The sequence below is a fragment of the Nocardioides sp. cx-169 genome (assembly GCF_021083605.1).
Taxonomy (GTDB): Bacteria; Actinomycetota; Actinomycetes; order Propionibacteriales; family Nocardioidaceae; genus Nocardioides.
Map to the genome: position 1 here is coordinate 816,807 of NZ_JAJNRO010000004.1, position 21,270 is coordinate 838,076.

Sequence of the window (21,270 nt, forward strand, 5' to 3'; positions counted from 1 at the left end):
GCCGCCCCGGTGGTTTGAGGTGCGAGCGCAGCGAGCCTCGAAACCCTCGCCACCACGTGTCAGGATCCCTTGACGCCCTCGATCGCGTCGGGACCGTCGAAGGCGACCTACGCTCGCCCTGTGCGCCCATTCCGGAGCCAGTACCGCCAGGATCTGTCGAACGTGACCTGCCTGGCGGTGCGACTTCGGGGGAGCCGCCACGACGGCCGCGGCCGGCCACTGGTCGGCCACAGGAGCGTCGCCAGCACGAGTGGTCCACAGGGGAGCCGGCGCGAAGGGCCCACTGTCGGCGACGGCGACTAAAATCGAGCACATGATCGAGAGTCCGGCAGAGCAGGTCAGGCGATGGGTGGCCCACCTCGCGACCCTGTCCCGTGACCTGCCCGACGACCATCGGATCGACCTCATCGGAGCCCTGGAGGACCTCAAGTGCGGGGCCGCCGGCGCCCAGGCCGTCGCGACCGTGGACCTCGACGCCTCGCAGCGCCAGGCGCAGGAGGAGCGCGGTCTCCCCACCGCAAGGATCGGTGAGGGCATCGCCTCCCAGATCGGGCTGGCTCGTCGCGAGTCGCCGCACAAGGCCGGCCGCCTCCTCGGGCTGGCGAAGATCCTCCAGGCCGAGATGCCGCACACGCTGGACCGTCTGCGCGCCGGCGAGCTCTCCGAGTGGCGCGCCACGATCCTGGTCCGCGAGACCGCCTGCCTGAGCCTGGACGACCGCCAGGAGGTCGACCGTCGCCTGTGCTGCCCCGAGGGTCCGGCACTGACGATGTCGGACGCCTCCCTGGAGGGCGCCGCCCGCAAGCTCGCCGCCGACCTCGACAACGCGGCGGTCGCCGCTCGCGCCCGCAAGGCCGAGGCCGACCGCCACGTCGGCGTACGTCCGGCGCCAGACACCATGGTCTGGGTGCGCGCGCTACTCCCCGTCAAGCAGGGCGTCGCCGTCTTCGCCGCCCTCAAGGCCGCCGCGGACGCCGCCCAGGCGGCCGGTGATCCGCGCTCGCGCGGTCAGGTCATGGCCGACACCCTCTACGAGCGAGTCACCAGCGCCGGCGCCGCCGACCCGGTCCAGGTCCACCTCGACCTCGTCATGACCGACCGGACCTTCTTCCACTCCGGCTCCGAGGACGATCGCGCCGCCGAGGAGTCGGCCCAGGTCCCGGGCTACGGCCCGGTCCCCGCCGACTGGGCCCACGACCTCCTGGCGGATTCGCTGTCGGCCGAGGCCGTGTGGGTTCGCCGCCTCTACACCCACCCCGACACCGGCGACCTCGTGGCGATGGACTCCCGCGCCCGCCGCGCCTCGGCCGGACTGGAGCACTTCATCCGCCGTCGTGACCACGACGTGTGCCGCACCCCCTGGTGCGGCGCCCCCATCCGCCACGTCGACCACGCCACCGAGTGGCAGTCCGGCGGCCCGACGTGCGCGATCAACTTGCAGGGCCTCTGCGAACGCTGCAACCACGCCAAGCAGGCCCCCGGCTGGCACGCTCGACCATCCCCAGCGGACGACTACGACCGCCACATCATCAGCATCACCACCCCGACCGGCCATACCTACCGCTCCCGAGCGCCCTCCCCTCTCGGTCAAGTCGACATCCGGCACGTGAAGAAGGCCGTCGTCTACGAGTTGGTCGTATAGGCACCGTAGGGCGCAGCCCTTTGGTGGCTGAAGCGGCCACGTGCGTCGTCTTGCGCTACCCGCGCCCCTGCAGTGCTGGGTCTGTCGGCCTGGGATACCAGGGCGATGACGGCAACGATCTCTGCTCCGGCGAGGTCGTCCAGTCGTGTGAAGGCACCCCGTAGTCACGACCCAGGTGCTGCGAGGATGACGCCCGTGTCTCGTGCGGTGGCCCCTCTGCTCGCGGTGACGGTGGCGCTGGTGCTGGCGGACTCGGCGGTGGTGACGCTGGCGCTGCCCGACATCCTGCTCGAGCTCGACGCCACGGTGGGGCAGGTCGCGTGGGTGCTGATCTCGTTCAACCTGGTGCTGGGGCTGGGCGCGGTACCGGCCGCGATCGGATCCGTACGCGTCCGCCCGCAGCTGGTGAGCGCGGTGGGGATCGCGGTGTTCGCCGGGGCGTCGGCCTGGTGCGCGGCGGCCGACTCGATCGAGGTGCTGATCGTGGCGCGCTGCGTCCAGGCGCTGGGAGGGGCACTGGCCCTCGTCGGCTGCCTCGAGCTCCTGGTCGCCGAGTGGGGTGAGCGGGTGGGGGTGGGCGCCTGGGTCACGGCGGGCGTCGTCGGTACGGCGGCCGGGCCGGTCGCCGGCGGCCTGCTGACGCAGGCGATCTCGTGGGAGGCCATCTTCGTGGCGCAGGTGCCGTTCGCGGCACTGGCGGTGCCGGCGGCGCTCGCCGTACGAGCCGTGCCGGATCTCCCACCGGACCGCCACCGTCCGGCGGTGCGGCCCAACCTCACCCTCGCCCTGCTGTCAGCGGCGCTGACGGCGGCGCTGTTCCTGCTGGTGCTCCTGCTGGTCCAGGGCTGGGGTCGGAGTCCCGCCACGGCGGCCCTGACCGTGTCGGTCGTCCCGGTCGCCGCGCTGGCCGCCAGGCCGCTCGCTCGTCTCTTCCGCCCGCCGCCGGAGCTGGAGGTGGCGGTGGGCTGCCTGCTGGTCGCGGGTGGCCTCGCGGGGCTGGCACTGCCGCCGTCGGCCCACCTGGTCTGGACCGTGGCGCCGCAGGCCCTGGTGGGGCTCGGACTCGGGCTGACCGTCGACCGCCTCACCTCGCAGGCCATGGAGATGCGCCTGCCCCGGGCCCACCACGCGGCGTGGACCATCGGGGCGCGCCACGTCGGCGTGGTCGTGGGGCTGGCGATCCTGACGCCGGTGTTCACCGCCGACCTGCGCGAGGCCGAGGTGCCCGCGCAGGAGGCGATCACGGCGCTGGTGCTCGACGCCCCGCTGACGCCGGACAGCAAGATCGCCATCGCGCGGGCGCTCGGCGACGAGCTCGCCGACCAGCGCGGCCAGATCCCCGACCTGCACCGGGCGTTCGCCGCGGCGGAGCTGGAGCCCGAGGAGCGCCCCGCGGCGGACGCGCTCGAGCGGGACCTGGACTCCCAGCTCGAGCGCGCCGCCACGTACGCGTTCCGCGACTCGTTCCTGATCGGTGCCGGCCTCGCGCTCGCCGCCCTGCTCGTCATGGTCGTGCCGGGTCGTCGGAGGGCGTCGTGAACGCCCGGCTCCGGGCGGCGGGCCTGCCCGCACTCGCGGTGGCCCTCGTGGGTGGCGTGCTGGCCGTTCAGCTGGCGAACGGCGGCGGCAGCTTCGAGCCGCTGCGACCCGCCGACCCCTGCGTCCAGCGAGAGGTGGCCTCGCGGGCCGACGGCATCGAGGGCCTCACCGAGCGCCTCGTGCTGCTCGGTGTCGACGGCGCCGCGTGCCGGCTGGGCGTCGGCCGGGAGGCGCTCACCCTCGAGCTGGCCCAGTCGGACGACCCGACCGACGCCGAGATCGAGGCGCTGCACGACGGCCTCGTCGCCGCCGTACGGCGCCTGGAGGAGGAGGGCACGCTGCCCCCGCCCTCCGAGCTCGTCCACGAGGCGCTCGACAACGCCGACCTCAACGGGCTCCTGGAGGCGGCGATCCGGGCGCTGCCCGACTCCGTCATCGATGCGGCCCTGAAGACCGACGACGTGCTCGTGCGGGCCATCGACGACCTCGACCTGCGCGAGCTCCTGGCGAACCTCGAGGACCAGGACGACCTCAACCGGCAGCTCGAGGGCGCGATCACGCAGGCCGTGAAGGACTCGCTCGCCGCCCGCGTGCGCGACCTTGTCTGAGCCCCTCAGGCCAACGCCTCCGGATGGTCGACCAGGGCCTCGGCGACGGCACGGGCGACGGCCGGCCTCGCCCGCCCGTCGCGCAGCCGCATGGCGAGCTGACCGGAGACGACCAGGGTGAGGGCCTCGGCCAGCGCCGGGGCACGCGCGCCGACCACGGGGGAGGCGAGCTCGGTCAGGCGCTGCCGCATCGACGCGGACTCCTGCCGCAGGGCCGCGGCGAGGACGGGCGGCGGATCGGCGTACTCGGCGGCCGTCCCCAGGAACGCGCACCACCTCGCGCGCTCCGGGCCCATGCGGAAGTCCTCCAGCACGTCGAACACGGCCAGCAGTCGGGCGCGATCGTCGGGGGCGCGGGCGATCGCCTCGTCCCAGGCCGCGAGCCACTCCTGGTGGCGTCGGTCGAGCGCGGCGGCGACCAGGCCCTCCTTGCTGCCGTAGGCCCGGTAGAGGGTCGCGGGGGACACCCCCGCGCGCTCCAGGACCCGGTCGACGGGCGTGGCGCTGACCCCGCGCGTGAAGAGCAGCTCGTCGGCCGCGTCGAGGAGTCGGAGGCGGGTGCTGTCGCGGATGGGCACGCCTCTACCTTAGACTCGAAAAGTGAAACGAGCGTTATCGTTAGCCACGCGGCGGGAGACCCGACTGGTCGTCGCCGGTACCTCCCTGATCGCCGGCACCTACGGGCTCGTGCGTCTGGCCTACGGGCTGTTCCTGCCCGACATCCGCGACTCGCTCGAGATGAGCTCCGCGATGGCGGGGTACGTCGCCTCGGGTGCGTCGGTCGCGTACGTCGCCGGGGCGGTCTTCGGCCTGGCCGCGGCGACGCAGGCGCGGCGGCTGGTGGTGGGGGCGCTGCTGACCGCGTCCGTCGGTGCGGTCGGCATGGCGCTGTCGCCGAGCCAAGCGCTCTTCGTGCCGTGGGCGGTCGTGAGCTCGATGGGCGCCGGTCTGGCCTCCCCGGGCCTGGTCGCCGTGGTGCAGCGCAACGTGTCGCCGGAGCGCGAGGCCCGCGCCCAGGCCCGGGTCAACGCCGGCACCGGCCCGGGCCTGGTCGCGGCCGGCCTGCTCGCCCTGGTGCTGCTGCCCGACTGGCGCCTGGGCTTCGTCGTCAGCGCCGTGCTGACGGCGGCGGCCGGCATCGCGGTCCTGGTCCTCGACCGCCCCGCCGTGGGCGGGGAGACCAGGGCCGACCCTGCGGCCCCGCGTAAGTGGGACTGGGTCGCCGGCCTGTGGCTGCCGGCGCTCGCGGCGCTGCTGCTCGGTGCCGCCTCGGCCGTGGTCTGGACCTACGGGCGGACCCAGGTGATCGACGAGGGCGCCTCCGGCTCGGCCGCCACCGTCGCGTGGATCGCGCTCGGTCTCGGCGGGACCCTCGCCGTCGTGACCGCACGCCGGATGAGCGCGATGCGCCCCGAACGCGCCTGGCTGCTGACCAACGCCGGAGTCGCGGTGTCGGTCGCCGCGCTCGGGCTCGGCGCCGGACAGCTGACGGTGGCGGTCCTTGCCTGTGCCGTCTTCGGCTGGTCCTTCGTGACCGCGACCTCGGCGCTCATCGCCTGGAGCAGCCACCTGGTGCCCGACGAGGCCGCCCCCGGCACCTCGCTGCTCTTCATCACCCTGATGCTCGGCCAGGCCGCCGGCTCCGCGGCCGCAGGTGCCGTGGCTGAGCGGCACGGCCTGACGACGGCCTTCCTGCTGGCGGCGGCGGTCACGGCCGGGGCCGCAGTGTGCGGGCGGCGTCGGCAGGAGTGAGACGTCTCAGGCTCGCAGGTCGGCGTCGGCGAGGAACGCCGCCAGCGAGCGAGCCGGCATGAACCAGCTCGGCCAACGGCGGCCGGTCTTGCCCCGCACCCCGGTCACGAGCACGCGCGTCACGCTTCCTCCCGTCGCTCCTGGAGACGCTGTTGTGCCGCGTCCAGGTAGGCCAGGCACGGCGCCTCGGCACCCGGGTGCCGCTCGACGAGGTGGAAGGTCCAGCGGTCCATCGCCGCCATGAACCCGTTGTCCTCACCGGGGCGGTAGGCCGACCACGGCCGGTCGCCGCGCACGACGCACTCGGTGCAGGTCACCTTGTAGACGAACTGCTCCTGCTCGCCGAGGTCGATCCTCACCCTCGCCAGGGGGCCCGCCTCGACCCTGGCCTTGCGCTCCCGGGCGGACCGGCTGGCCACCATCTCGTACCCCGTTCGTCGAAAGGGCCAGCCTAGCCAGCGGCCCGCGGTCGCGGTCGAGAGCACGCGCAACGGCGCCTTCGGTCCTAGGTCGGGGACCATGGGTGAGGTGTTCGCCAGGGTGCCACCACACCCCGGGTAGCACCGACGCCTACCCACCGCCCCCTACGTCGGTGGGCCGGCCTTGGGGACGGCCCACCGACACCGGGAGCCGCTGGCCGCTCACGAACCGGCGGGCCGAGCCGTCGACCGGGTCGGTGAACGCCAGCTCGCTCGCCAGGAGCTGGAGCGGGCGGGAGAAGTCGTCGACGGAGGTCTCACGCACGACGGGGTAGAGCGGATCGTCGACGATCGGGATGCCCAGGCCGGACAGGTGCAGCCGCAGCTGGTGGGTGCGGCCGGTGCGCGGCGTCAGCCGGTAGACGGCGAGGTCGCCGTCGCGCGACTCGACCTCGACCAGCGTCTCGGCGTTGGGCGGCAGCCCCGGCACGACCTCCGCCCGCCACTCGCCGCGGGTCTTGCGCAGGTGGTCGCGGACGGTCACCGGCAGGGAGAGCTCCTGGCGCCACGGCGCCAGGGCCCGGTAGGTCTTGCGGACGGTGCCGTGCTCGAACATCACCTGGTAGGGGCCGCGCCAGCGCTTCTCCGTCGCGAGCAGCAGCACCCCCGAGGTGACGCGGTCGAGCCGGTGCAGGGGCGACACCTCGGGCAGCCCCAGCTCGTCGCGCAGGCGCACCACCACGCTCTGGCGCACGTGCTGACCGCGGGGGATCGTGGAGAGGAACGCCGGCTTGTCCACGACCACGATCCGCTCGTCGCGGTGCAGGACACGCAGCTCGCCCGGCACCTCGGGCTCCTCGCGCAGATCCCGGTGGAACCACACGAACGTGTGCGGCGCATACGGATCCTCCTCCCGCACCGGTCGCAGGTCGTCGTAAACGAAGCGACCGCCGACCAGCATCCCGGCGACGTCGGTGCGTCCGTCGAGCCGGTGGCGCAGCCAGGCGCCCATCGTCGGCCATGGCGCCGTCCGCCCTGCCGGCTCCCGGTCCGGCGTACGCAGCCACGCGGCGCCGAGGCCGTGGCGCGGCGCGAGTGGGGAGCGGGGAGGCACCCGACGAGGCTAGACGCACCCAGTGGGCCGGTACCGTCGAGGCACCACCGAGGAGGACCCGCGTGATCGAGCTGACCCAGGGCCAGGAGCTGCCCCTCACGACATCCGACGGACGACCCCTGGGCCGGATCCACGTCGGGCTCGGCTGGGACAAGATCCCCACGGCCGGCGTCATCGGGACCGGCGCCCCCGACGTCGATCTGGACGCCTCGGCGGTGCAGTTCGCCGGGAAGCGGCTCTTCGACCTGGCCTTCTACAACAACTTGGCGACCCGCGACGGCTCCGTGGTGCATCGGGGTGACAACAAGACGGGGACGGGGGAGGGCGACGACGAGGTGATCGACGTCGACCTGGCCCGCGTCCACGGCCCGGTCGACACCATCGTGCTTCTGGTCAGCAGCTACCAGGGTCACAGCCTCACCTGGGTCGACCGTGCCTACGTCCGCATCGTCGACGAGGGGGGCGTCGAGCTGGCCCGCTACCGGCTCACCGCGGGCGTCCCCGAGACCGGCGTCGTCATGGCCAAGCTGGTCCGCACCGGCGCCGGCTGGACGCTCGTCGCCATCGGCAAGGGCATCGCGGTCAAGGTCCCCACCGAGTCCGTAGCGGTGCTGCAGCCCTACCTCTGACGGCAGGCTGTCGAAATGCAACGAACCCCCGACCAGCGGTGGGGGGTTCAGTGCAACTGCCGAGCGGGGTCGCTCAGGCGTTGGGGCGCTTGCCGTGGTTGGCGGCCTTCTTCTTGCGAGCGCGGCGCTTGCGTCCGGTCTTGCCCATGGTTCCTCCTCGAATCGGTCACGACCCGCTGAGGGCCACGGGTCAGTTTCGCAGACCTCAGGACCCAGGAGAAATCCGGCTCAGGAAACGCTCCGCGTCGACCACGACGCGGGTGATCTCCCCGGTGGCGACGACCTTGCCCGCAGAACCCGCGTCGACGTGGCGCGCGGCGACGGCGAACCGGTGCAGCCGGCCGTCGACGTACGCCGCCGAGGCGGTCACCTCGACCTCCTGGCCGACCGGGCTGGCGCCGAGGTGCTCGAGCGTGACCCGGGTGCCGACGCTGGTCGAGCCGGCGGGCAGCGTCGGGTCGATCGCGGCGCAGGTGGCCGCCTCGAGCCAGGCCAGCAGCCTCGGCGTTCCGAGCACCGGCAGGCTCCCGGAGCCGACCGCGGCGGCGGTGTCGTCGTCGGTGACGGTGAACGTCAGGGCGGCCTCCATCAGGGCTCCTCGCGGTTCAGCGGCAGGCGGTAGCAGCGCAGGTGCACGCCGGGCTGCGGGGACCAGTCACGCTCCGGGACACGCGTGAAGCCCGCGCGCTCGTAGAGGCGGTGTGCCTCGGTCATGTCGGCCAGACTGCCCAAGACGACCGCCCGGGCTCCGTCGGCGCGCAAGCGCTCCACGACCAGGTCCAGCAACGCCCGGCCCACGCCGCGGCCCTGGGCGCTCGGGTCGACGGCCAGCATCCGGAACTCGCCCTCTCCGTGCGCGGCGCGCTGCGCCCAGGGGGTGCCGGGCAGACAGATCGTGACCGAGCCGAGGATCTGGCCGTCCTCCTCGGCGACCCAGACCTCCGCCTCCCGATCGCGCGTCGCCGTGTCGGCCAACCGGAGCGCGTAGCCGGTCGGGGGACCACCGTCGTGCAGGAACGGGGCGTACGCCGCCACCGTGGCCCGCCCGACCGCCTCGTGGTCCTCGGGCGTGGCGCGTCGCAGCCGCATCAGATCCCGAAGGTGTTGCGCGGGTAGGCGGCGTCGACGTCGGTGATGACGTTGACGAGGTACGGCACGTCGGCCTCGAAGGCGCGGTCGATGGCGGCGCCGATCTGACGCGGGTCCGTCACCGTCTCGCCCGCGCCCCCGAGCGCCTTGACGACCTCGTCGTAGGCCGTGCGCGGCGCGAGGTCGGCGGCGACGTCGTAGCCGTAGAGCATCTGCATGGGGCCCTTCTCCAGGCCCCATGCGGAGTTGTTGCCCATCACCATGACGACCGGCAGGTCGTGGCGCACGAGCGTGTCGACGTCCATGAGCGAGAAGCCGGCGGCGCCGTCGCCGAGCAGGAGCACGACCTGCGACGACGGGCGCGCCAGGCGGGCGGCGATCGCGGAGCCCAGGCCCGCGCCGAGGCAGCCGTAGGGGCCCGGGTCGAGCCAGCCGCCGGGCCGCTTGGGCTCGACGAACTTGCCGGCGAAGCTCACGAAGTCCCCGCCGTCGCCGATGACGACCGCGTCCTCGGCGAGTCGCGGGACCAGCTCGCCGTAGATGCGCGCGGGGTGGATCGGGTCCGCCTCGGCGCGCAGCAGCTCCAGGTCGCGCGCCGTCGCGGCGGCGACCGTCTCCTGCAGCGTCGAGACCCAGGTGCGCCAGTCGGGCTTGGCCCCGCGCTCGAGCGCGGCCTGGAGACCGTCGAAGACCGACGTGAGGTCGCCGGAGACCGACGCGGCCAGGGACGCGTGACCCGAGACCTGGCCGGGGGAGTCGGCGACGTGCACGACCCGCGCCGGCTCCGCCCCGTCCTTGCCGCCGAAGATCCCGTAGCCCAGCCGGAAGTCGAGCGGGGTGCCGACCACCACCACCAGGTCGGCGCCGCCGAGGGCCTGGCCGCGGGCCTTGGTGGCCAGCAGCGGGTGGCCGCCGGGGATGACGCCGCGGCCCATGCCGTTGGTGATGACGGGGACGCCCACGTCCTGGACGAAGCGCAGCGCCGCCTCCTCCGCACCGTCGGCCCAGACGTCGGTGCCGAGGATGAGGACGGGTCGCGCGGCACCGGCGAGCAGGCCCGCGATCCGGGCGACCGCCTCGGGGTCGGGCTCGGCTCCGCGGGTGGAGGAGCGGGCCGGAGCCGGCCCCGAGGCGGAGTTGAAGAACTCGTCCATCGGCACATCGACGAACACCGGTCCCCGGTGTGAGGACCCCGCGGTCGCGAAGGCCCGGTCCATGCCGCCGAGGACGTCGCCCGCGGTGTGCAGGGTGGTGGCGAGCTTGGAGACCGACTCGACGATGGGCGGCTGGTCCAGCTCCTGCAGGCTGCCGCTGCCCCAGCGGTTGGCCGGCGCCCGTCCGCCCACGACGACCATCGGCGAGCCCGCGAACTGCGCCTGCGCGATCGCGCTGATGCCGTTGGTCACCCCGGGTCCCGCGGTCAGCACCGCCAGCCCGGGCACCCGGGTCAGCTTGCCCGTGGCCTCCGCGGCGAACGCCGCGGTCTGCTCGTGGCGTACGTCGAGCAGGCGCATCGGCGGATCGGCCTTGACCGCGCCGTCGTACATGGGGAAGACGTGCGCCCCCGACAGCGTGAACATGGTCTCCACGCCATAGGTGCGGGCCACGGAGACGGCGAGCTCGCCGGAGTGTCCCTCGACGGTGCCGCCGGTCGCGGCCTGCCCTGATGTGTCGTCAGCGATCTGGGTCATGCCCGCAGGCTACTCAGCCTCGAGGAATCCGCGGTTGGCCGAGCGCAGCGCGTCGACCAGGAGCAGCATCAGGTCCGCGCGCACGGCGGGCGGACGCTGGCCGAGCGCGAGCTGGAGGTAGAGCGCGCGCACGAACGCCTCGGCGTTGCCGCTGCCCAGGTAGGGGTCGCGGTCGGGGCCCCACGTGCGCGTGGCGGTGGCGGCCAGGGCGCCTACCCATGCCTCGAGGAGGTCCAGCGGCACCCGGTTGCGGCGGAGCACGAACATGGCGGCCAGGGCCAGCCGGTCCGCCTCACCGGCGCTGAACAGCGCGTCGACCGGCAGCGCCAGTCTCTCGGCGATGACGTCGAGGATGACCACCAGCTCCGCGGCGCCGACATGCGGCGATCGCGCCAGGGTGCCCAGGGCGTCGGCGCCGTGCGCGATGGCGTGGGCCCAGCCCTTGCCGGGCACATAGCCGCGCAGGTCACGCTCCTGGAGCATCCAGGTCGCGATCCGGTCGCCCCAGTCGAGGACCTTGCCGCCGGGGACCAGCGGGCGCTGGTTGTCGCGGGCGATGCACTCGCCGAGGATCAGCACCGAGAAGCTGCGGCGAAACACCGAGTCGGTGTCGCGCTCGCCGAGGCCGACGCGCAGCCCGGCGGCCATCCCGTCGCCGAGGCCGCGCAGCAGGTCGTCGTAGACCCCGCGCTCGACCCAGGTGGCCAGGGCCGGCAGCGCCAAGCGGTCGCGCAAGTGCGGGTCGGTCTCGCCGAGCAGCCGGGTCAGCTCGGCGGTGAGGTCGGCGAGGGGGCGGTCCGTGGGGACCGCGAAGTCCTCGTCGTGGACCTGCTTCCAGTACGCCGCCGACATGGGCTCCATAGTGCCAAAGGAACGTGCCCCGGTCCTCCCTGGGTCTCGCGTCGCCCGCAGCCCTCGACCGACGCTTTAGGGTTGCCCGATGCCCACCCTGAGCGAGCTCGTGCGCAGCCACACCGACCTCGACGAGGCCGACGTCTCGTGGCTCATGCTGCTCCAGGCGGACTGGCAGATCATCGCGGACCTCTCCTTTGCGGACCTGGTCCTGTGGCTGCCCGACCGGGCCGGAAACGGGTTCTGGGCGGGGGCGCAGATGCGCCCCACCACCGGCCCGACGGCGTACGTCGACGACGTGGTCGGCACCTTCGTGCCCACGGGGCGCCGCGCCATGCTCGACGAGGCGTGGTCGCGCGGGCGGCTGGTGCGCGAGGGGGACCCGGAGTGGCGCGACGACGTGCCGGTGCGCGTCGAGACCATCCCGGTGCGGCGTGCCGGCCGGGTGATCGCGATCATCGCCCGCAACACCAACCTGCTCGGCGTGCGGACGCCGAGCCGGCTCGAGCTGTCCTACCTGCAGACCGCTGCCGACCTGACCCAGATGATCGCCTCGGGGCACTTCCCCTCGGAGGGACAGCGCAGCGACCACGCCGACTCCCCACGGGTGGGTGACGGGTTCCTCCGCGTCGACGCGGCCGGCCGCGTCGACTACGCCAGCCCCAACGCGCTCTCGGTCTACCGCCGGCTCGGCCTGTCCGGCGACCTGGCCGGCCTCCTGCTCACCGACCTGACCCGGGAGCTGGTGCCGCCCCGGCGCCGCCCTGACGAGGAGACCCTCAGCGCCGTGCTCGGCGGCCGCGCGCACCGCGACACCGAGATCGGCACGGACGAGGTATCGCTCATCGTGCGCGCCGTGCCGCTGAAGCCGCACGGGGAGCACATCGGCGGGCTCATCCTGGTCCGCGACGTCACCGACCTGCGCCGCCGCGACCGGGAGCTGGTCACCAAGGACGCCACCATCCGCGAGATCCATCACCGGGTGAAGAACAACCTCCAGACGGTGGCCGCGCTGCTACGGCTCCAGGCCCGCCGGATCGGCTCCGAGGAAGCCAAGCTGGCCCTGGAGGAGGCCGTACGGCGGGTCGGCTCGATCGCGATCGTGCACGAGACGCTGAGCCAGGCCGTCGAGGAGAACGTCGCCTTCGACGAGATCGCCGACCGGCTCGGAGCGATGGTCGCCGACGTCGGCTCCCAGGGTGGGCGTGTGCGGGTGCGCAGGGAGGGGACCTTCGGGGTGCTGCCGTCGGAGTCGGCGACGGCGCTGGCCATGGCCCTCACCGAGGTGCTGCAGAACGCCGTCGAGCACGGCTACGACGCCGACGACCTGGGCCTGGAGGGCACGATCACGGTGACCGTGCGCCGCTTGGTGGGCCGCCTGCACGTGAGCGTCGACGACGACGGGCGTGGGCTGCCCGAGGACTTCGACCTGGACGCCTCCTCCAGCCTGGGACTCTCCATCGTGCGCACGCTCGTGGAGTCCGAGCTCGGGGGCCAGCTGTCCCTGGGCAGGCGCCCGCACGGCCCCGGCACCCGCGCTGAGTTCGACGTCCCGGTGGAGTGAGGGCGGGAGTCGGACTCAGGCGGTGCGGACGCGGGAGCGGGCGTTGCGGCGCTTGAGAGCGCGGCGCTCGTCCTCGCTCAGGCCGCCCCAGACGCCGTGGTCCTGCCCCGCCTCGATGGCCCACGCGAGACACTGCTCGCGCACGTCGCATCGACGGCACACCTGTTTGGCCTCCTCGATCTGGAGGATGGCCGGACCGGTGTTGCCGATCGGGAAGAACAGCTCCGGATCCTCGTCGAGGCACGCGGAACGGTGACGCCAATCCATGGGGTGGTGGATCTCTCTTTCGGATCGAGGGCAGGTCGGGGTTCTCCGGCCTGCGGGCGCGCGTTTAGGAACGCAGAAAGTGAACGTGTTCACGAGCGCTCCACCAGACTCGCAACTAATCCCGCGTGATTCAAGCCTTTCGGGTGGTCTTGTGGGTCACAGGCGGGTCCGCGTCGGGCCCCCGTACCCTTCCCCGGTGCCCTCCACACCTTCCGCCACCCCGTTCCCCCTGCGGATCGCGGCCGCTCTTGTCGCCCTCCAGGGGGCGGTGCTCGCGGTGCTGGCTGTGCTCGAGATCAGCCACGTTGCGGCGGAGCGGATGGCCATGGGGGTCACCACCAGCATCTTCTTCGCCGGCTACGGCCTCGGGCTGGTCGGCTGTGCCTGGGCGCTGAGGCGCCAGCACTCCTGGGCCCGGGGACCGGTCCTGCTCACCCAGCTCATCCAGCTCGGTCTGGCCTGGAACCTGCGCGACTTCCCGTTGCTGGCGCTGCCCCTGGCGGTCGTGGGGATCGCGGCCATCGCCGCGATGCTGCACCCGGCCACGCGTGCGGTCCTCGAAGACGACCCGACCGGCTCGCGTCGGGAGGATCAGCAGGAGGACTAGGCGCTAGTCCTCCTGCTCCAAGGAGGTCCGGAGCTGGTCGAGGGTGCGGGTGAGCAGCCGCGAGACGTGCATCTGCGAGACGCCGATCTCCTCGGCGATCTGCGACTGGGTCATGTTCTTGAAGAACCGCAGCAGCAGGATCTTCTTCTCCCGCGGGTCGAGCTGGTCGAGCAGCGGCTTGATCGACTCCCGGATCTCGACGTGCTCCAGGCCGGCGTCATCGACGCCGATGGCGTCCAGCATCGAGGCGGACCCGTCCTCGGAGTCGTCGCTGGCGTCGAGGGACAGCGTCGAGTAGGCGTTGCTCGACTCGATGCCCTCCACGATCTCCTCGACCGTGCAGCCGATGGCCTCGGCCAGCTCACGAGGCGTGGGCGAGCGGCCCAGCGACTGCGTGAGCTCGGCGGTGGCTGCGCCGATCTGCATCCGCAGCTCCTGCAGGCGGCGCGGGACCCGGATCGCCCAGCCCTTGTCGCGGAAGTAGCGCTTGATCTCGCCGATGATCGTGGGGGTGGCGTACGTCGAGAACTCCACGCCCCGATCGGAGTCGAACCGGTCGATCGACTTGATGAGCCCGATCGTGCCGACCTGGACCAGGTCCTCGAAGGGCTCCCCCCGGTTGCGGAACCGGCGCGCGCAGTGCTCGACCAGTGGCAGGTGCAGGTGCACCAGCGAGTCACGCGCGGCGTCGCGTGAGCTCTGCGGCGCGGTGTCGTCGTGCAGCTGGGTGAAGAACTCGGCGCTGCGGCGGCGCGTGAGGTCGACGCCGGTGGGCGCCGGATCGTCGAGGGGGACCGGCTCGTCCGGGGGGATCTGCGCGGTCATGTCAGCCAGACGTCGCGATGGAGGACTGCATCGTCATGGTCACCACGAACAGCCCACCCTCGGTGGTGGCGGTGGCGCTGGTCGCGAGGGTCGTCAGGACCTGCCAGGCGAAGCTGTCGAAGTCGGGCGCCGGTGCCACCGCGGCGGCGACACCCACCGAGATCGTCAGCTCGCCAGGGGACAGGTAGAACCGGCAGATCAGGTCGGTGCCCGGGTCCGCCTCGGGCAGCACCAACGCAGACGCCTCGCCGACGGCGATGCGCAGGTCCTCGATGTCGTCGATGGTGAAGTCCAGGCGCGCCGCCAGCCCGGCGGTGGTGGTGCGGAGAACCGACGCGTACGCGCTGTCGGCAGGAAGCCTCAGCTCGACGTCGGCCTGGTCGCGCTGGTGGTCACCCTGCTGGGCCGTGCCCGTCACCGACATGTGTTTCGTCCTTCGTTGAAGCGAGGCAGATCGAGGAGGACCCTACTGCGCCGAGCATGGAGCGACCGAGGCCGGCCATCGGGCGTGTACCCGAGGACCGGACCGGACAAACGCGGAGGCGGCGGTGGTCCAGACGGGAGCGGCCGTCTGCGAGGCGAATGCTGGCATCAGCTCACTGGTGGGGAGCACATCGGTGCGCGGGTCCCGCGGCGACTGGCCCGGCCGCAGGCACGACCTCAGCGATCGGGAGGCCGAGGTGCTGGCCTTGATCGCCGAGGGACTGAGCAACAAGGAGATCGGCGCGACCGTCTTCCGGAGCGTCAACTCGATCAAGACCTACATCCGCACGACCTACCGCAAGATCGGGGTGCACACTCGCAGCCAGGCGGTGCGCTGGGCCATGGAGAACGGGTTCGCGCCGAGGCCCAGCCGGAGGGTGGTCCACAGCGGGCATCGCCCATGGTGAAGCCCGCCGCCCCGATGACAGGCAGACAACCGGGGCGACGGGCGATCAGCGTGGTTCGCCGGACCATGGCCGAGTGCGAGACGGTGCAGGTCGATGACCTGCCTGAGGCCGATCAGGCCTTCTTGGTCTCCCAGAAGATCGCGGCGATCTCGTCGATCTTCGCGAGCAGCTCGTCGGCCTTGCCGGCGTCGAGCTCGCCCTTGGTGCCGGAGGCGCCGGCCAGCTTGGTCGCCTCGTTGACCAGGGTGTGCAACTGCGGGTACTTCTCGAAGTGCGGGGGCTTGAAGTAGTCGGTCCACAGCACCCAGAGGTGGTGCTTGACCAGCTCGGAGCGCTGCTCCTTGATCAGGATCGCCCGGGTGCGGAAGTCAGGGTCGTCGTTGTCGGCGACCTTGGCGATGATGGCCTTGATCGACTCGGCCTCGATGCGGGCCTGGGCGGGGTCATAGACACCGCAGGGCAGGTCGCAGTGGGCCGAGACCTCGACCGTGGGGGCGAACAGTCGCGCGAACATGCGTGTCCTCTCGTCGTGGGTGATGCGTGTCGTTGCGACACTACTCCGCATGGACAGTCGGTCACGAGGGGCGTTCTGGGGGTGGGCACTCGTGCGCAACGCGTCGATGGAGCCCACCCTGCGTGAAGGTGATCGGCTGCTCGTGTCCTACCGCCGGCGCCCCGCGGTCGGCGACGTGGTCGTGGCCCGCTTCCCCGACGGGAGGCTGGTCGTCAAGCGCGCCGCCGAGCGCCGTCCGGCGGGCTGGTGGCTGCTCAGTGACAACGCGGCGGTGGGCGTCGACTCGCGCCAACGCGGGGCCGTGCCGGACGAGGACGTGCGCGGCGTGGTGCTCGGCCGGGTCTGGCCGCGACCGGCCAATCGCCTGTGACGTGAGTCATCGTGGACGGTCGGATCGGGCGTTCCGCCCTGTGGAAGTATCGTTGACGTGTCACATGCTGAGAATCCCGCCCACCCCCACGTCGGGGACCCGGTCTTCGACCTGCACGTCGGAGGCAAGATGCAGGTCGTCTCGACGACGGCCCTGACCGGCCCCGAGGAGCTGTCCCTCGCTTACACGCCGGGCGTCGCCCTCGTGTGCGAGGCCATCGCCGCCGACCCCTCGCTCACCCAGCACTACACCTGGGTGCCCAACGTGGTCGCGGTCGTCACCGACGGCACCGCCGTTCTGGGTCTGGGAGACATCGGGCCGGCCGCCGCGATGCCCGTGATGGAGGGCAAGGCGGTGCTGTTCAAGCAGTTCGGCGGCGTCGACGCCGTCCCGATCTGCCTCGACACCACCGACACCGAGGAGATCATCGAGACCGTGGCCCGGCTGGCGCCGAGCTTCGGCGGGATCAACCTCGAGGACATCTCCGCCCCACGCTGCTTCGAGATCGAGGACCGGCTCAAGGAGCTCCTCGACATCCCCGTCTTCCACGACGACCAGCACGGCACCGCCGTGGTCGCCCTCGCCGCGCTCAAGAACGCCCTCCGGCTCACGGGCCGTTCTCCGGCCACGACCCGGGTCGTGATCTCCGGGGCCGGGGCCGCGGGGGTCGCGGTAGCGAAGATCCTGCTCGAGGCGGGCATCCAGGACCTCGCGGTCACCGACCGCAAGGGCGTGCTGCACTCCTCGCGAGGCGACCTCACCCCGGTCAAGCGCGCCCTCGCGGTCATGACCGCCGACCGCACCGGCCGCACCGGCTCGCTCGCGGACGTGTTGGACGGCGCCGACGTCTACATCGGCGTCTCCGGCGGCACCGTGCCTGAGGAGGACGTCGCCCGCATGGCGCCGGACTCCATCGTCTTCGGCCTGGCCAACCCCCACCCGGAGGTGCACCCCGAGGTGGCGCGGCGACACGCGCGGGTGGTCGCCACCGGTCGCTCCGACTTCCCGAACCAGATCAACAACGTGCTGGCCTTCCCGGGGATCTTCCGGGGCGCCTTCGACGTGCACGCGACCGCCATCACCGAGGGCATGAAGCTCGCCGCGGCCGAGGCCCTCGCCGACCTGGTCGGCGAGGACCTGACCGAGGACCTGGTGATCCCCTCGCCGTTCGACCCGCGCGTCGGTCCGGCGGTCGCCGCTGCCGTCGCCGCTGCCGCCCGTCGCGACGGGGTCGCCCGGCGCTGAGCGCGGCTCAGTAGGGTCGGGGCATGTTCGCCGTCTACGCCGACTCCTTCGCCCCCGCCGACTCCGAGGACCCGCTCGCCGGACTGGTGGTGGGGGAGCGGCCCGATCCGGAGGTCCCGGCCGGCTGGACCCGGGTCACCGTGCGCGCCGCCTCGCTCAACCATCACGACCTCTGGTCCCTCCAGGGCGTCGGGCTCCGCGAGGAGGCGCTGCCGATGATCCTCGGCTGTGACGCCGCGGGGGTCGACGAGGACGGCAACGAGGTCGTCGTCCACGCGGTCGTCTCGGACCCCTCGTGGCGCGGCGACGAGACCCTGGACCCCCGGCGCTCGCTGCTCTCCGAGCGCCATCAGGGCACGTTCGCCGACACCGTGGTCGTCCCCTCGGCCAACGTCGTGCCCAAGCCGGGGTCGCTGTCCTTCGAGGAGGCCGCCTGCCTGCCCACGTCCTGGCTGACGGCCTACCGGATGCTGTTCACCCGCGGTGACCTCAAGGCCGGCGACACGGTGCTGGTGCAGGGGGCCGGCGGCGGTGTCGCCACCGCCCTGATCGCCCTCGGGCGGGCCGCGGGACTGCGGGTGCTGGCGACCTCGCGCGACGAGGCCAAGCGCGCCAAGGCGCTCGAGCTGGGCGCCCACGACGTCTTCGAGTCCGGGGCGCGGCTGCCGGTCAAGGTCGACGCGGTGATGGAGACCGTCGGGCGGGCCACGTGGTCGCACTCGGTGCGCGCCCTGCGACCCGGCGGCAAGATCGTCATCAGCGGCACCACGTCCGGGCCGAAGCTGGACGACGCCGAGCTCACCCGGATCTTCTTCCTGCAGCTGAGCGTCATCGGCTCGACGATGGGCACCCGCGCCGAGCTCGCCTCCCTGGTGGCGATGCTGGATGCCACGGGCGTGCGGCCGCTGGTCGACCGCGCACTGCCGATGACCGAGGCCCGTGACGGCTTCACGGCGATGTCGGCCGGGGACCTGTTCGGCAAGGTGGTCTTCACGCGATGACCTCCCACTTGGTGACCGGTGCCGGCTCCGGCATCGGTGCGGTGCTCGCCGATCGGCTGCACGCGCGCGGCGACCACCTCGTCCTGCTGGCCCGGTCGCCCGCGCGAGCGGCTGACCTCGAGGCCCGCTACCCGGGGAGCGACGTGCACGTGGTGGACCTCGCCGACCCCGGCGCGGTCGGGGCGTTCGACGGAGTCCCCGACGAGCTGGCGTCCGTGCACCACGTCGCCGGCGTGGTCGAGCTGGCCACCGTGGCCGAGCAGGAGGACGCGGCGCTGCGCGCCCAGCTCGACGTCAACCTGGTTGCGCCCGCCGTGCTGACCCGGCTGTGCCTGCCCGCCGTACGCCGCACGCGGGGGACGTTCGTCTTCGTCAACTCCTCGGCCGGCCTCTCGGCCAGCGCCTCGTGGTCGGCCTACGCCGCATCGAAGTTCGGGCTCCGGGGCTTCGCCGACGCGCTGCGGGCGGAGGAGGTCGAGCAGGGGGTGCGGGTCACGACCGTGTTCCCCAGCCGGACCGCGACGCCGATGCAGGAGAAGGTGCACGAGCAGGAGGGACGCACCTACGACGCCTCGCGCTGGATCACTCCGGAGACCGTGGTCGACATGATCCTGCACGTGCTGGACCTGCCCGGCGGCGCGACGATCCCCGAGGTGAGCGTGCGGGCGGCTGTGCCGCGCACGGCCTAGCCCCTCAGGCCGGCTCGAGGACGAAGACCCGGATTCGTCCGCAGCTGCCCCGGGCCCCGCCGGGTCTTGCCGACCTCAGCGGCGCGAGCGCCAGTTGAGGGCGCCGATGAGGACCATGCGCAGCTGCACGCGCGCGTCCTCGACGATCTGCTTCTCCACGTCAGGGCGGTCGGGGGAGCGGACGATCGCCTCGGCGGTGGCCACCATGGCGGTGACGATGAGTGCGGAGAGGATGCGCAGGTCCTCGGGTGACCAGTCCGCCGTGCCGGGCAGCCGGGCGAGGTCGGTGGCCAGCTCCTGCTGGCACAGCTCGATCTCGCGGTTGATCGCCGTGCGCACGCTGAGTGGGCCGGCGTCGCGCTCGCGCACGATGAACTGGAAGTGCTGGCGCTGCCGGCGCACGTGGTCGACCAGGATCCCGATCGAGGAGTCGATGGTCTCGTCGAAGGCCGCGTTGCTGCGGCGTACGTCGAGCAGCATCGCCCGCAGCGACACGAAGGACTCGTCGACCAGCGCGAGCCCGAGCGCCTCGATCGACTCGAAGTGCCGGTAGAACGCGGTCGGGACGATGCCGACCTCCTTGGCGACCTGCCGCAGCGAGAGCGCCACCAGGCTGCTGTCCTCGCACAGGGACAGGGCGGCGTCCAGGATGGCGCGCCGGGTGCGCTCCTTGCGCTCGCCCCGAGTCTCGCTCACCTCTCCACGGTATCAGTGGACATGTGTCCACTCTCACGGGCGGCGCCGTTGGTGGCCCCGGCGCGCCGGGTGACAATGGCGCCATGAGCGAGCGATCGGGACCCGACCACCTCTCCGGCCAGGAGATCGGCAAGGACGCCGTGCAGTCCGTCGTGCAGGCGGCCGCCGCCACCGCGGGCGAGCTGGCCGGCATCGTCAGCAAGGCCGTGCAGGACGTGGCCGGAGCGCTGGGCGGTCTGGCGACCGAGCTGTACGAGATCCGCGAGGCCGCGCAGCGGGCGGCGCAGGAGCAGCAGGACTAGGGTGACTCGCCGAGCCTGGAGACCCGGGCCCAGCGGCGCTGCTTGAGGGCCAGGTGGAGGTCCAGCCGCACCAGACCGTCGCCGAGGTCGGCCCCGAGGACCGCGGTGAGCCGCTCGAGCCGGTAGTAGAGGCTGCTGCGGTGCAGCCGCAGCCGCTCGGCCGTGTCACGCACGTCACCGGCGAGGTCGAGGAAGGTCTCGAGCGTCTCGAGCAGCATCGGCGCCGAGGGTGACGCGTCGAGCGCCGCGAGCAGGTCCGCGCCGACCGCTCCGAGGGCCTCGTCCAGGCGGCGGTAGACGCCCAGGGCCGGCCAGTGGGCGGGCGAGGGCACCCCGGGGTCCTCGGCGGCCACGCGGGCGGCGAGCACGGCCTGCCGCACCAGCCTGGCGCCCGCGCTCTCCCCGGCGCGCCCCGGCTCGCTGACCCCGACCGCCGTACCTGGTGGGGCCGCGGCGATCGCCCGGGCGAGCTCGGCCTCGGAGGAGACGACCACCGGCGGGCGGTCGTCGGCGGTGGCCACGACCCGGAGCCGACCGCCGGCGGCAACACGGGCGGGCAGCAGTCGGGCGAGCCCCGCCGCCCCCCGCCGTACGGCGCTCAGGTGCGGGGCGGCCAGGGGCCGGCCGTCGTCGACCAGCCAGAGCAGCGCCAGACACCGTTCGCCCGCGCGCACCGGCAGGCAATGCCGGGCGGACAGGTCGAGCGCGTCGTTGGCGGGCACCTGCTGGAGCACGTCGAGCGACGGGTCGACGTGTCGCAGCTGCCAGGCGTGGACATCGGGTGCCACGCTGCGCCGCAGGATGCTGGTGACCCGGGCCCGGTCGCTGTCGTCGCCGCGGATGCTGTGGGCCAGCAGGGTCCCGTCGGGGGAGTCGAGGGTGAGACTTCGGCCGAGCTCCTCAGCGAGCGCGTCGAGCGCCTCCTGCACGTCCCCCGCGACCACGGCTCGCCCCTTCGTCTTTGC

The 21,270-nt window shown here is 72.9% G+C and carries 27 protein-coding genes; 13 read left to right on the top strand and 14 right to left on the bottom strand.

Annotated features, from left to right (window positions below; all coding sequences use genetic code 11):
• Positions 1-313: 313 nt before the first annotated feature.
• From LRP67_RS09740 to LRP67_RS09750, 3 genes are all read left to right on the top strand, one after another.
• The gene (locus LRP67_RS09740; RefSeq protein WP_231269968.1) at positions 314-1,642 is read left to right on the top strand and encodes an HNH endonuclease signature motif containing protein; all 1,329 of its coding nucleotides are present in this window, start codon (positions 314-316) and stop codon (positions 1,640-1,642) included.
• Between the two features lie 195 nt (positions 1,643-1,837).
• Positions 1,838-3,181 (top strand): MFS transporter, encoded by a 1,344-nt coding sequence (locus LRP67_RS09745; protein ID WP_231269969.1) that lies wholly within the window; start codon positions 1,838-1,840, stop codon positions 3,179-3,181.
• The gene (locus tag LRP67_RS09750) at positions 3,178-3,789 is read left to right on the top strand and encodes a hypothetical protein (RefSeq protein WP_231269970.1); all 612 of its coding nucleotides are present in this window, start codon (positions 3,178-3,180) and stop codon (positions 3,787-3,789) included. Before LRP67_RS09745 ends, LRP67_RS09750 begins: the two co-directional genes overlap by 4 nt.
• Before the next feature lie 5 nt (positions 3,790-3,794).
• Here LRP67_RS09750 and LRP67_RS09755 read toward each other — a convergent pair whose 3' ends face one another.
• A complete protein-coding gene (locus tag LRP67_RS09755) occupies positions 3,795-4,367 on the bottom strand; it encodes a TetR/AcrR family transcriptional regulator (RefSeq protein ID WP_231269971.1) in 573 nt (190 codons plus the stop codon).
• A gap of 22 nt (positions 4,368-4,389) precedes the next feature.
• Between LRP67_RS09755 and LRP67_RS09760 the strand changes: the two genes are divergently transcribed.
• Complete coding sequence (locus LRP67_RS09760) at positions 4,390-5,541, top strand: MFS transporter (RefSeq protein WP_231269972.1); 1,152 nt, start codon at positions 4,390-4,392, stop codon at positions 5,539-5,541.
• A 119-nt stretch (positions 5,542-5,660) separates the two neighbouring features.
• On the opposite strand, the gene LRP67_RS09765 is transcribed toward LRP67_RS09760, so the two are convergent.
• Positions 5,661-5,900 carry a hypothetical protein gene (locus tag LRP67_RS09765; protein WP_231269973.1) on the bottom strand — a complete coding sequence of 80 codons (240 nt, stop codon included), beginning with the start codon at positions 5,898-5,900 and terminating at the stop codon, positions 5,661-5,663.
• A 211-nt stretch (positions 5,901-6,111) separates the two neighbouring features.
• The gene (locus tag LRP67_RS09770; RefSeq protein ID WP_231270021.1) at positions 6,112-6,972 is read right to left on the bottom strand and encodes a pseudouridine synthase; all 861 of its coding nucleotides are present in this window, start codon (positions 6,970-6,972) and stop codon (positions 6,112-6,114) included.
• Positions 6,973-7,136: 164 nt separating this feature from the next.
• Here LRP67_RS09770 and LRP67_RS09775 point away from each other — a divergent pair, with 164 nt between their 5' ends.
• A complete protein-coding gene (locus LRP67_RS09775) occupies positions 7,137-7,703 on the top strand; it encodes a TerD family protein (protein ID WP_231269974.1) in 567 nt (188 codons plus the stop codon).
• A 73-nt stretch (positions 7,704-7,776) separates the two neighbouring features.
• Here the strand turns inward: LRP67_RS09775 and LRP67_RS22060 are convergent, their stop codons facing one another.
• The 5 genes from LRP67_RS22060 to LRP67_RS09795 are packed head-to-tail and all read right to left on the bottom strand — an operon-like array spanning position 7,777 to position 11,344.
• A complete protein-coding gene (locus LRP67_RS22060) occupies positions 7,777-7,851 on the bottom strand; it encodes a 50S ribosomal protein bL37 (RefSeq protein ID WP_371863162.1) in 75 nt (24 codons plus the stop codon).
• Positions 7,852-7,908: 57 nt separating this feature from the next.
• Positions 7,909-8,292, bottom strand: a complete 384-nt coding sequence (locus LRP67_RS09780) for a thioesterase family protein (RefSeq protein ID WP_231269975.1) — start codon at positions 8,290-8,292, stop codon at positions 7,909-7,911.
• Positions 8,292-8,792, bottom strand: coding sequence for a GNAT family N-acetyltransferase (locus LRP67_RS09785; protein WP_231269976.1), 501 nt, complete (start codon positions 8,790-8,792; stop codon positions 8,292-8,294). The genes LRP67_RS09780 and LRP67_RS09785 overlap by 1 nt, the downstream gene beginning before the upstream one ends.
• Positions 8,792-10,483 (bottom strand): acetolactate synthase, encoded by a 1,692-nt coding sequence (locus LRP67_RS09790; RefSeq protein ID WP_231269977.1) that lies wholly within the window; start codon positions 10,481-10,483, stop codon positions 8,792-8,794. The genes LRP67_RS09785 and LRP67_RS09790 overlap by 1 nt, the downstream gene beginning before the upstream one ends.
• A gap of 9 nt (positions 10,484-10,492) precedes the next feature.
• Entirely contained in the window at positions 10,493-11,344 is an 852-nt protein-coding gene (locus tag LRP67_RS09795) for a DUF2785 domain-containing protein (RefSeq protein ID WP_308189722.1), read from the bottom strand.
• A 79-nt stretch (positions 11,345-11,423) separates the two neighbouring features.
• On the opposite strand from LRP67_RS09795, the gene LRP67_RS09800 reads away from it, so the two are divergent.
• Positions 11,424-12,899: a sensor histidine kinase gene (locus tag LRP67_RS09800; protein WP_231269978.1), complete on the top strand. Its 1,476-nt coding sequence runs from the start codon at positions 11,424-11,426 to the stop codon at positions 12,897-12,899.
• 15 nt (positions 12,900-12,914) lie between these two features.
• On the opposite strand, the gene LRP67_RS09805 is transcribed toward LRP67_RS09800, so the two are convergent.
• Positions 12,915-13,166, bottom strand: coding sequence for a WhiB family transcriptional regulator (locus LRP67_RS09805; protein WP_091026397.1), 252 nt, complete (start codon positions 13,164-13,166; stop codon positions 12,915-12,917).
• Positions 13,167-13,362: 196 nt separating this feature from the next.
• Here LRP67_RS09805 and LRP67_RS09810 point away from each other — a divergent pair, with 196 nt between their 5' ends.
• Positions 13,363-13,773 carry a hypothetical protein gene (locus LRP67_RS09810; protein WP_231269979.1) on the top strand — a complete coding sequence of 137 codons (411 nt, stop codon included), beginning with the start codon at positions 13,363-13,365 and terminating at the stop codon, positions 13,771-13,773.
• 3 nt (positions 13,774-13,776) lie between these two features.
• Here LRP67_RS09810 and LRP67_RS09815 read toward each other — a convergent pair whose 3' ends face one another.
• The gene (locus LRP67_RS09815) at positions 13,777-14,598 is read right to left on the bottom strand and encodes an RNA polymerase sigma factor SigF (RefSeq protein ID WP_231269980.1); all 822 of its coding nucleotides are present in this window, start codon (positions 14,596-14,598) and stop codon (positions 13,777-13,779) included.
• Position 14,599: 1 nt separating this feature from the next.
• Entirely contained in the window at positions 14,600-15,022 is a 423-nt protein-coding gene (locus LRP67_RS09820) for an anti-sigma factor (protein ID WP_231269981.1), read from the bottom strand.
• Positions 15,023-15,215: 193 nt separating this feature from the next.
• On the opposite strand from LRP67_RS09820, the gene LRP67_RS09825 reads away from it, so the two are divergent.
• A complete protein-coding gene (locus LRP67_RS09825; RefSeq protein ID WP_231269982.1) occupies positions 15,216-15,488 on the top strand; it encodes a response regulator transcription factor in 273 nt (90 codons plus the stop codon).
• Positions 15,489-15,600: 112 nt separating this feature from the next.
• Here LRP67_RS09825 and sodN read toward each other — a convergent pair whose 3' ends face one another.
• The gene (gene sodN / locus LRP67_RS09830) at positions 15,601-16,002 is read right to left on the bottom strand and encodes a superoxide dismutase, Ni (protein ID WP_231269983.1); all 402 of its coding nucleotides are present in this window, start codon (positions 16,000-16,002) and stop codon (positions 15,601-15,603) included.
• 22 nt (positions 16,003-16,024) lie between these two features.
• Here sodN and LRP67_RS09835 point away from each other — a divergent pair, with 22 nt between their 5' ends.
• From LRP67_RS09835 to LRP67_RS09850, 4 genes are all read left to right on the top strand, one after another.
• Complete coding sequence (locus LRP67_RS09835) at positions 16,025-16,372, top strand: S26 family signal peptidase (RefSeq protein ID WP_269211401.1); 348 nt, start codon at positions 16,025-16,027, stop codon at positions 16,370-16,372.
• A gap of 129 nt (positions 16,373-16,501) precedes the next feature.
• On the top strand, positions 16,502-17,617 hold the full coding sequence (locus tag LRP67_RS09840) for an NADP-dependent malic enzyme (RefSeq protein WP_269211402.1): 1,116 nt from the start codon (positions 16,502-16,504) through the stop codon (positions 17,615-17,617).
• 23 nt (positions 17,618-17,640) lie between these two features.
• The gene (locus LRP67_RS09845) at positions 17,641-18,618 is read left to right on the top strand and encodes a zinc-binding dehydrogenase (protein ID WP_231269986.1); all 978 of its coding nucleotides are present in this window, start codon (positions 17,641-17,643) and stop codon (positions 18,616-18,618) included.
• Entirely contained in the window at positions 18,615-19,307 is a 693-nt protein-coding gene (locus tag LRP67_RS09850; protein ID WP_231269987.1) for an SDR family oxidoreductase, read from the top strand. Before LRP67_RS09845 ends, LRP67_RS09850 begins: the two co-directional genes overlap by 4 nt.
• A gap of 75 nt (positions 19,308-19,382) precedes the next feature.
• Here the strand turns inward: LRP67_RS09850 and LRP67_RS09855 are convergent, their stop codons facing one another.
• Positions 19,383-20,003: a TetR family transcriptional regulator gene (locus tag LRP67_RS09855; protein WP_231269988.1), complete on the bottom strand. Its 621-nt coding sequence runs from the start codon at positions 20,001-20,003 to the stop codon at positions 19,383-19,385.
• Between the two features lie 83 nt (positions 20,004-20,086).
• Between LRP67_RS09855 and LRP67_RS09860 the strand changes: the two genes are divergently transcribed.
• Positions 20,087-20,305, top strand: coding sequence for a hypothetical protein (locus LRP67_RS09860; protein ID WP_231243892.1), 219 nt, complete (start codon positions 20,087-20,089; stop codon positions 20,303-20,305).
• On the opposite strand, the gene LRP67_RS21850 is transcribed toward LRP67_RS09860, so the two are convergent.
• Positions 20,302-21,249, bottom strand: coding sequence for a helix-turn-helix domain-containing protein (locus LRP67_RS21850; RefSeq protein ID WP_231269989.1), 948 nt, complete (start codon positions 21,247-21,249; stop codon positions 20,302-20,304). The two genes, LRP67_RS09860 and LRP67_RS21850, sit on opposite strands and share 4 nt — an antisense overlap.
• Positions 21,250-21,270 lie beyond the last annotated feature (21 nt).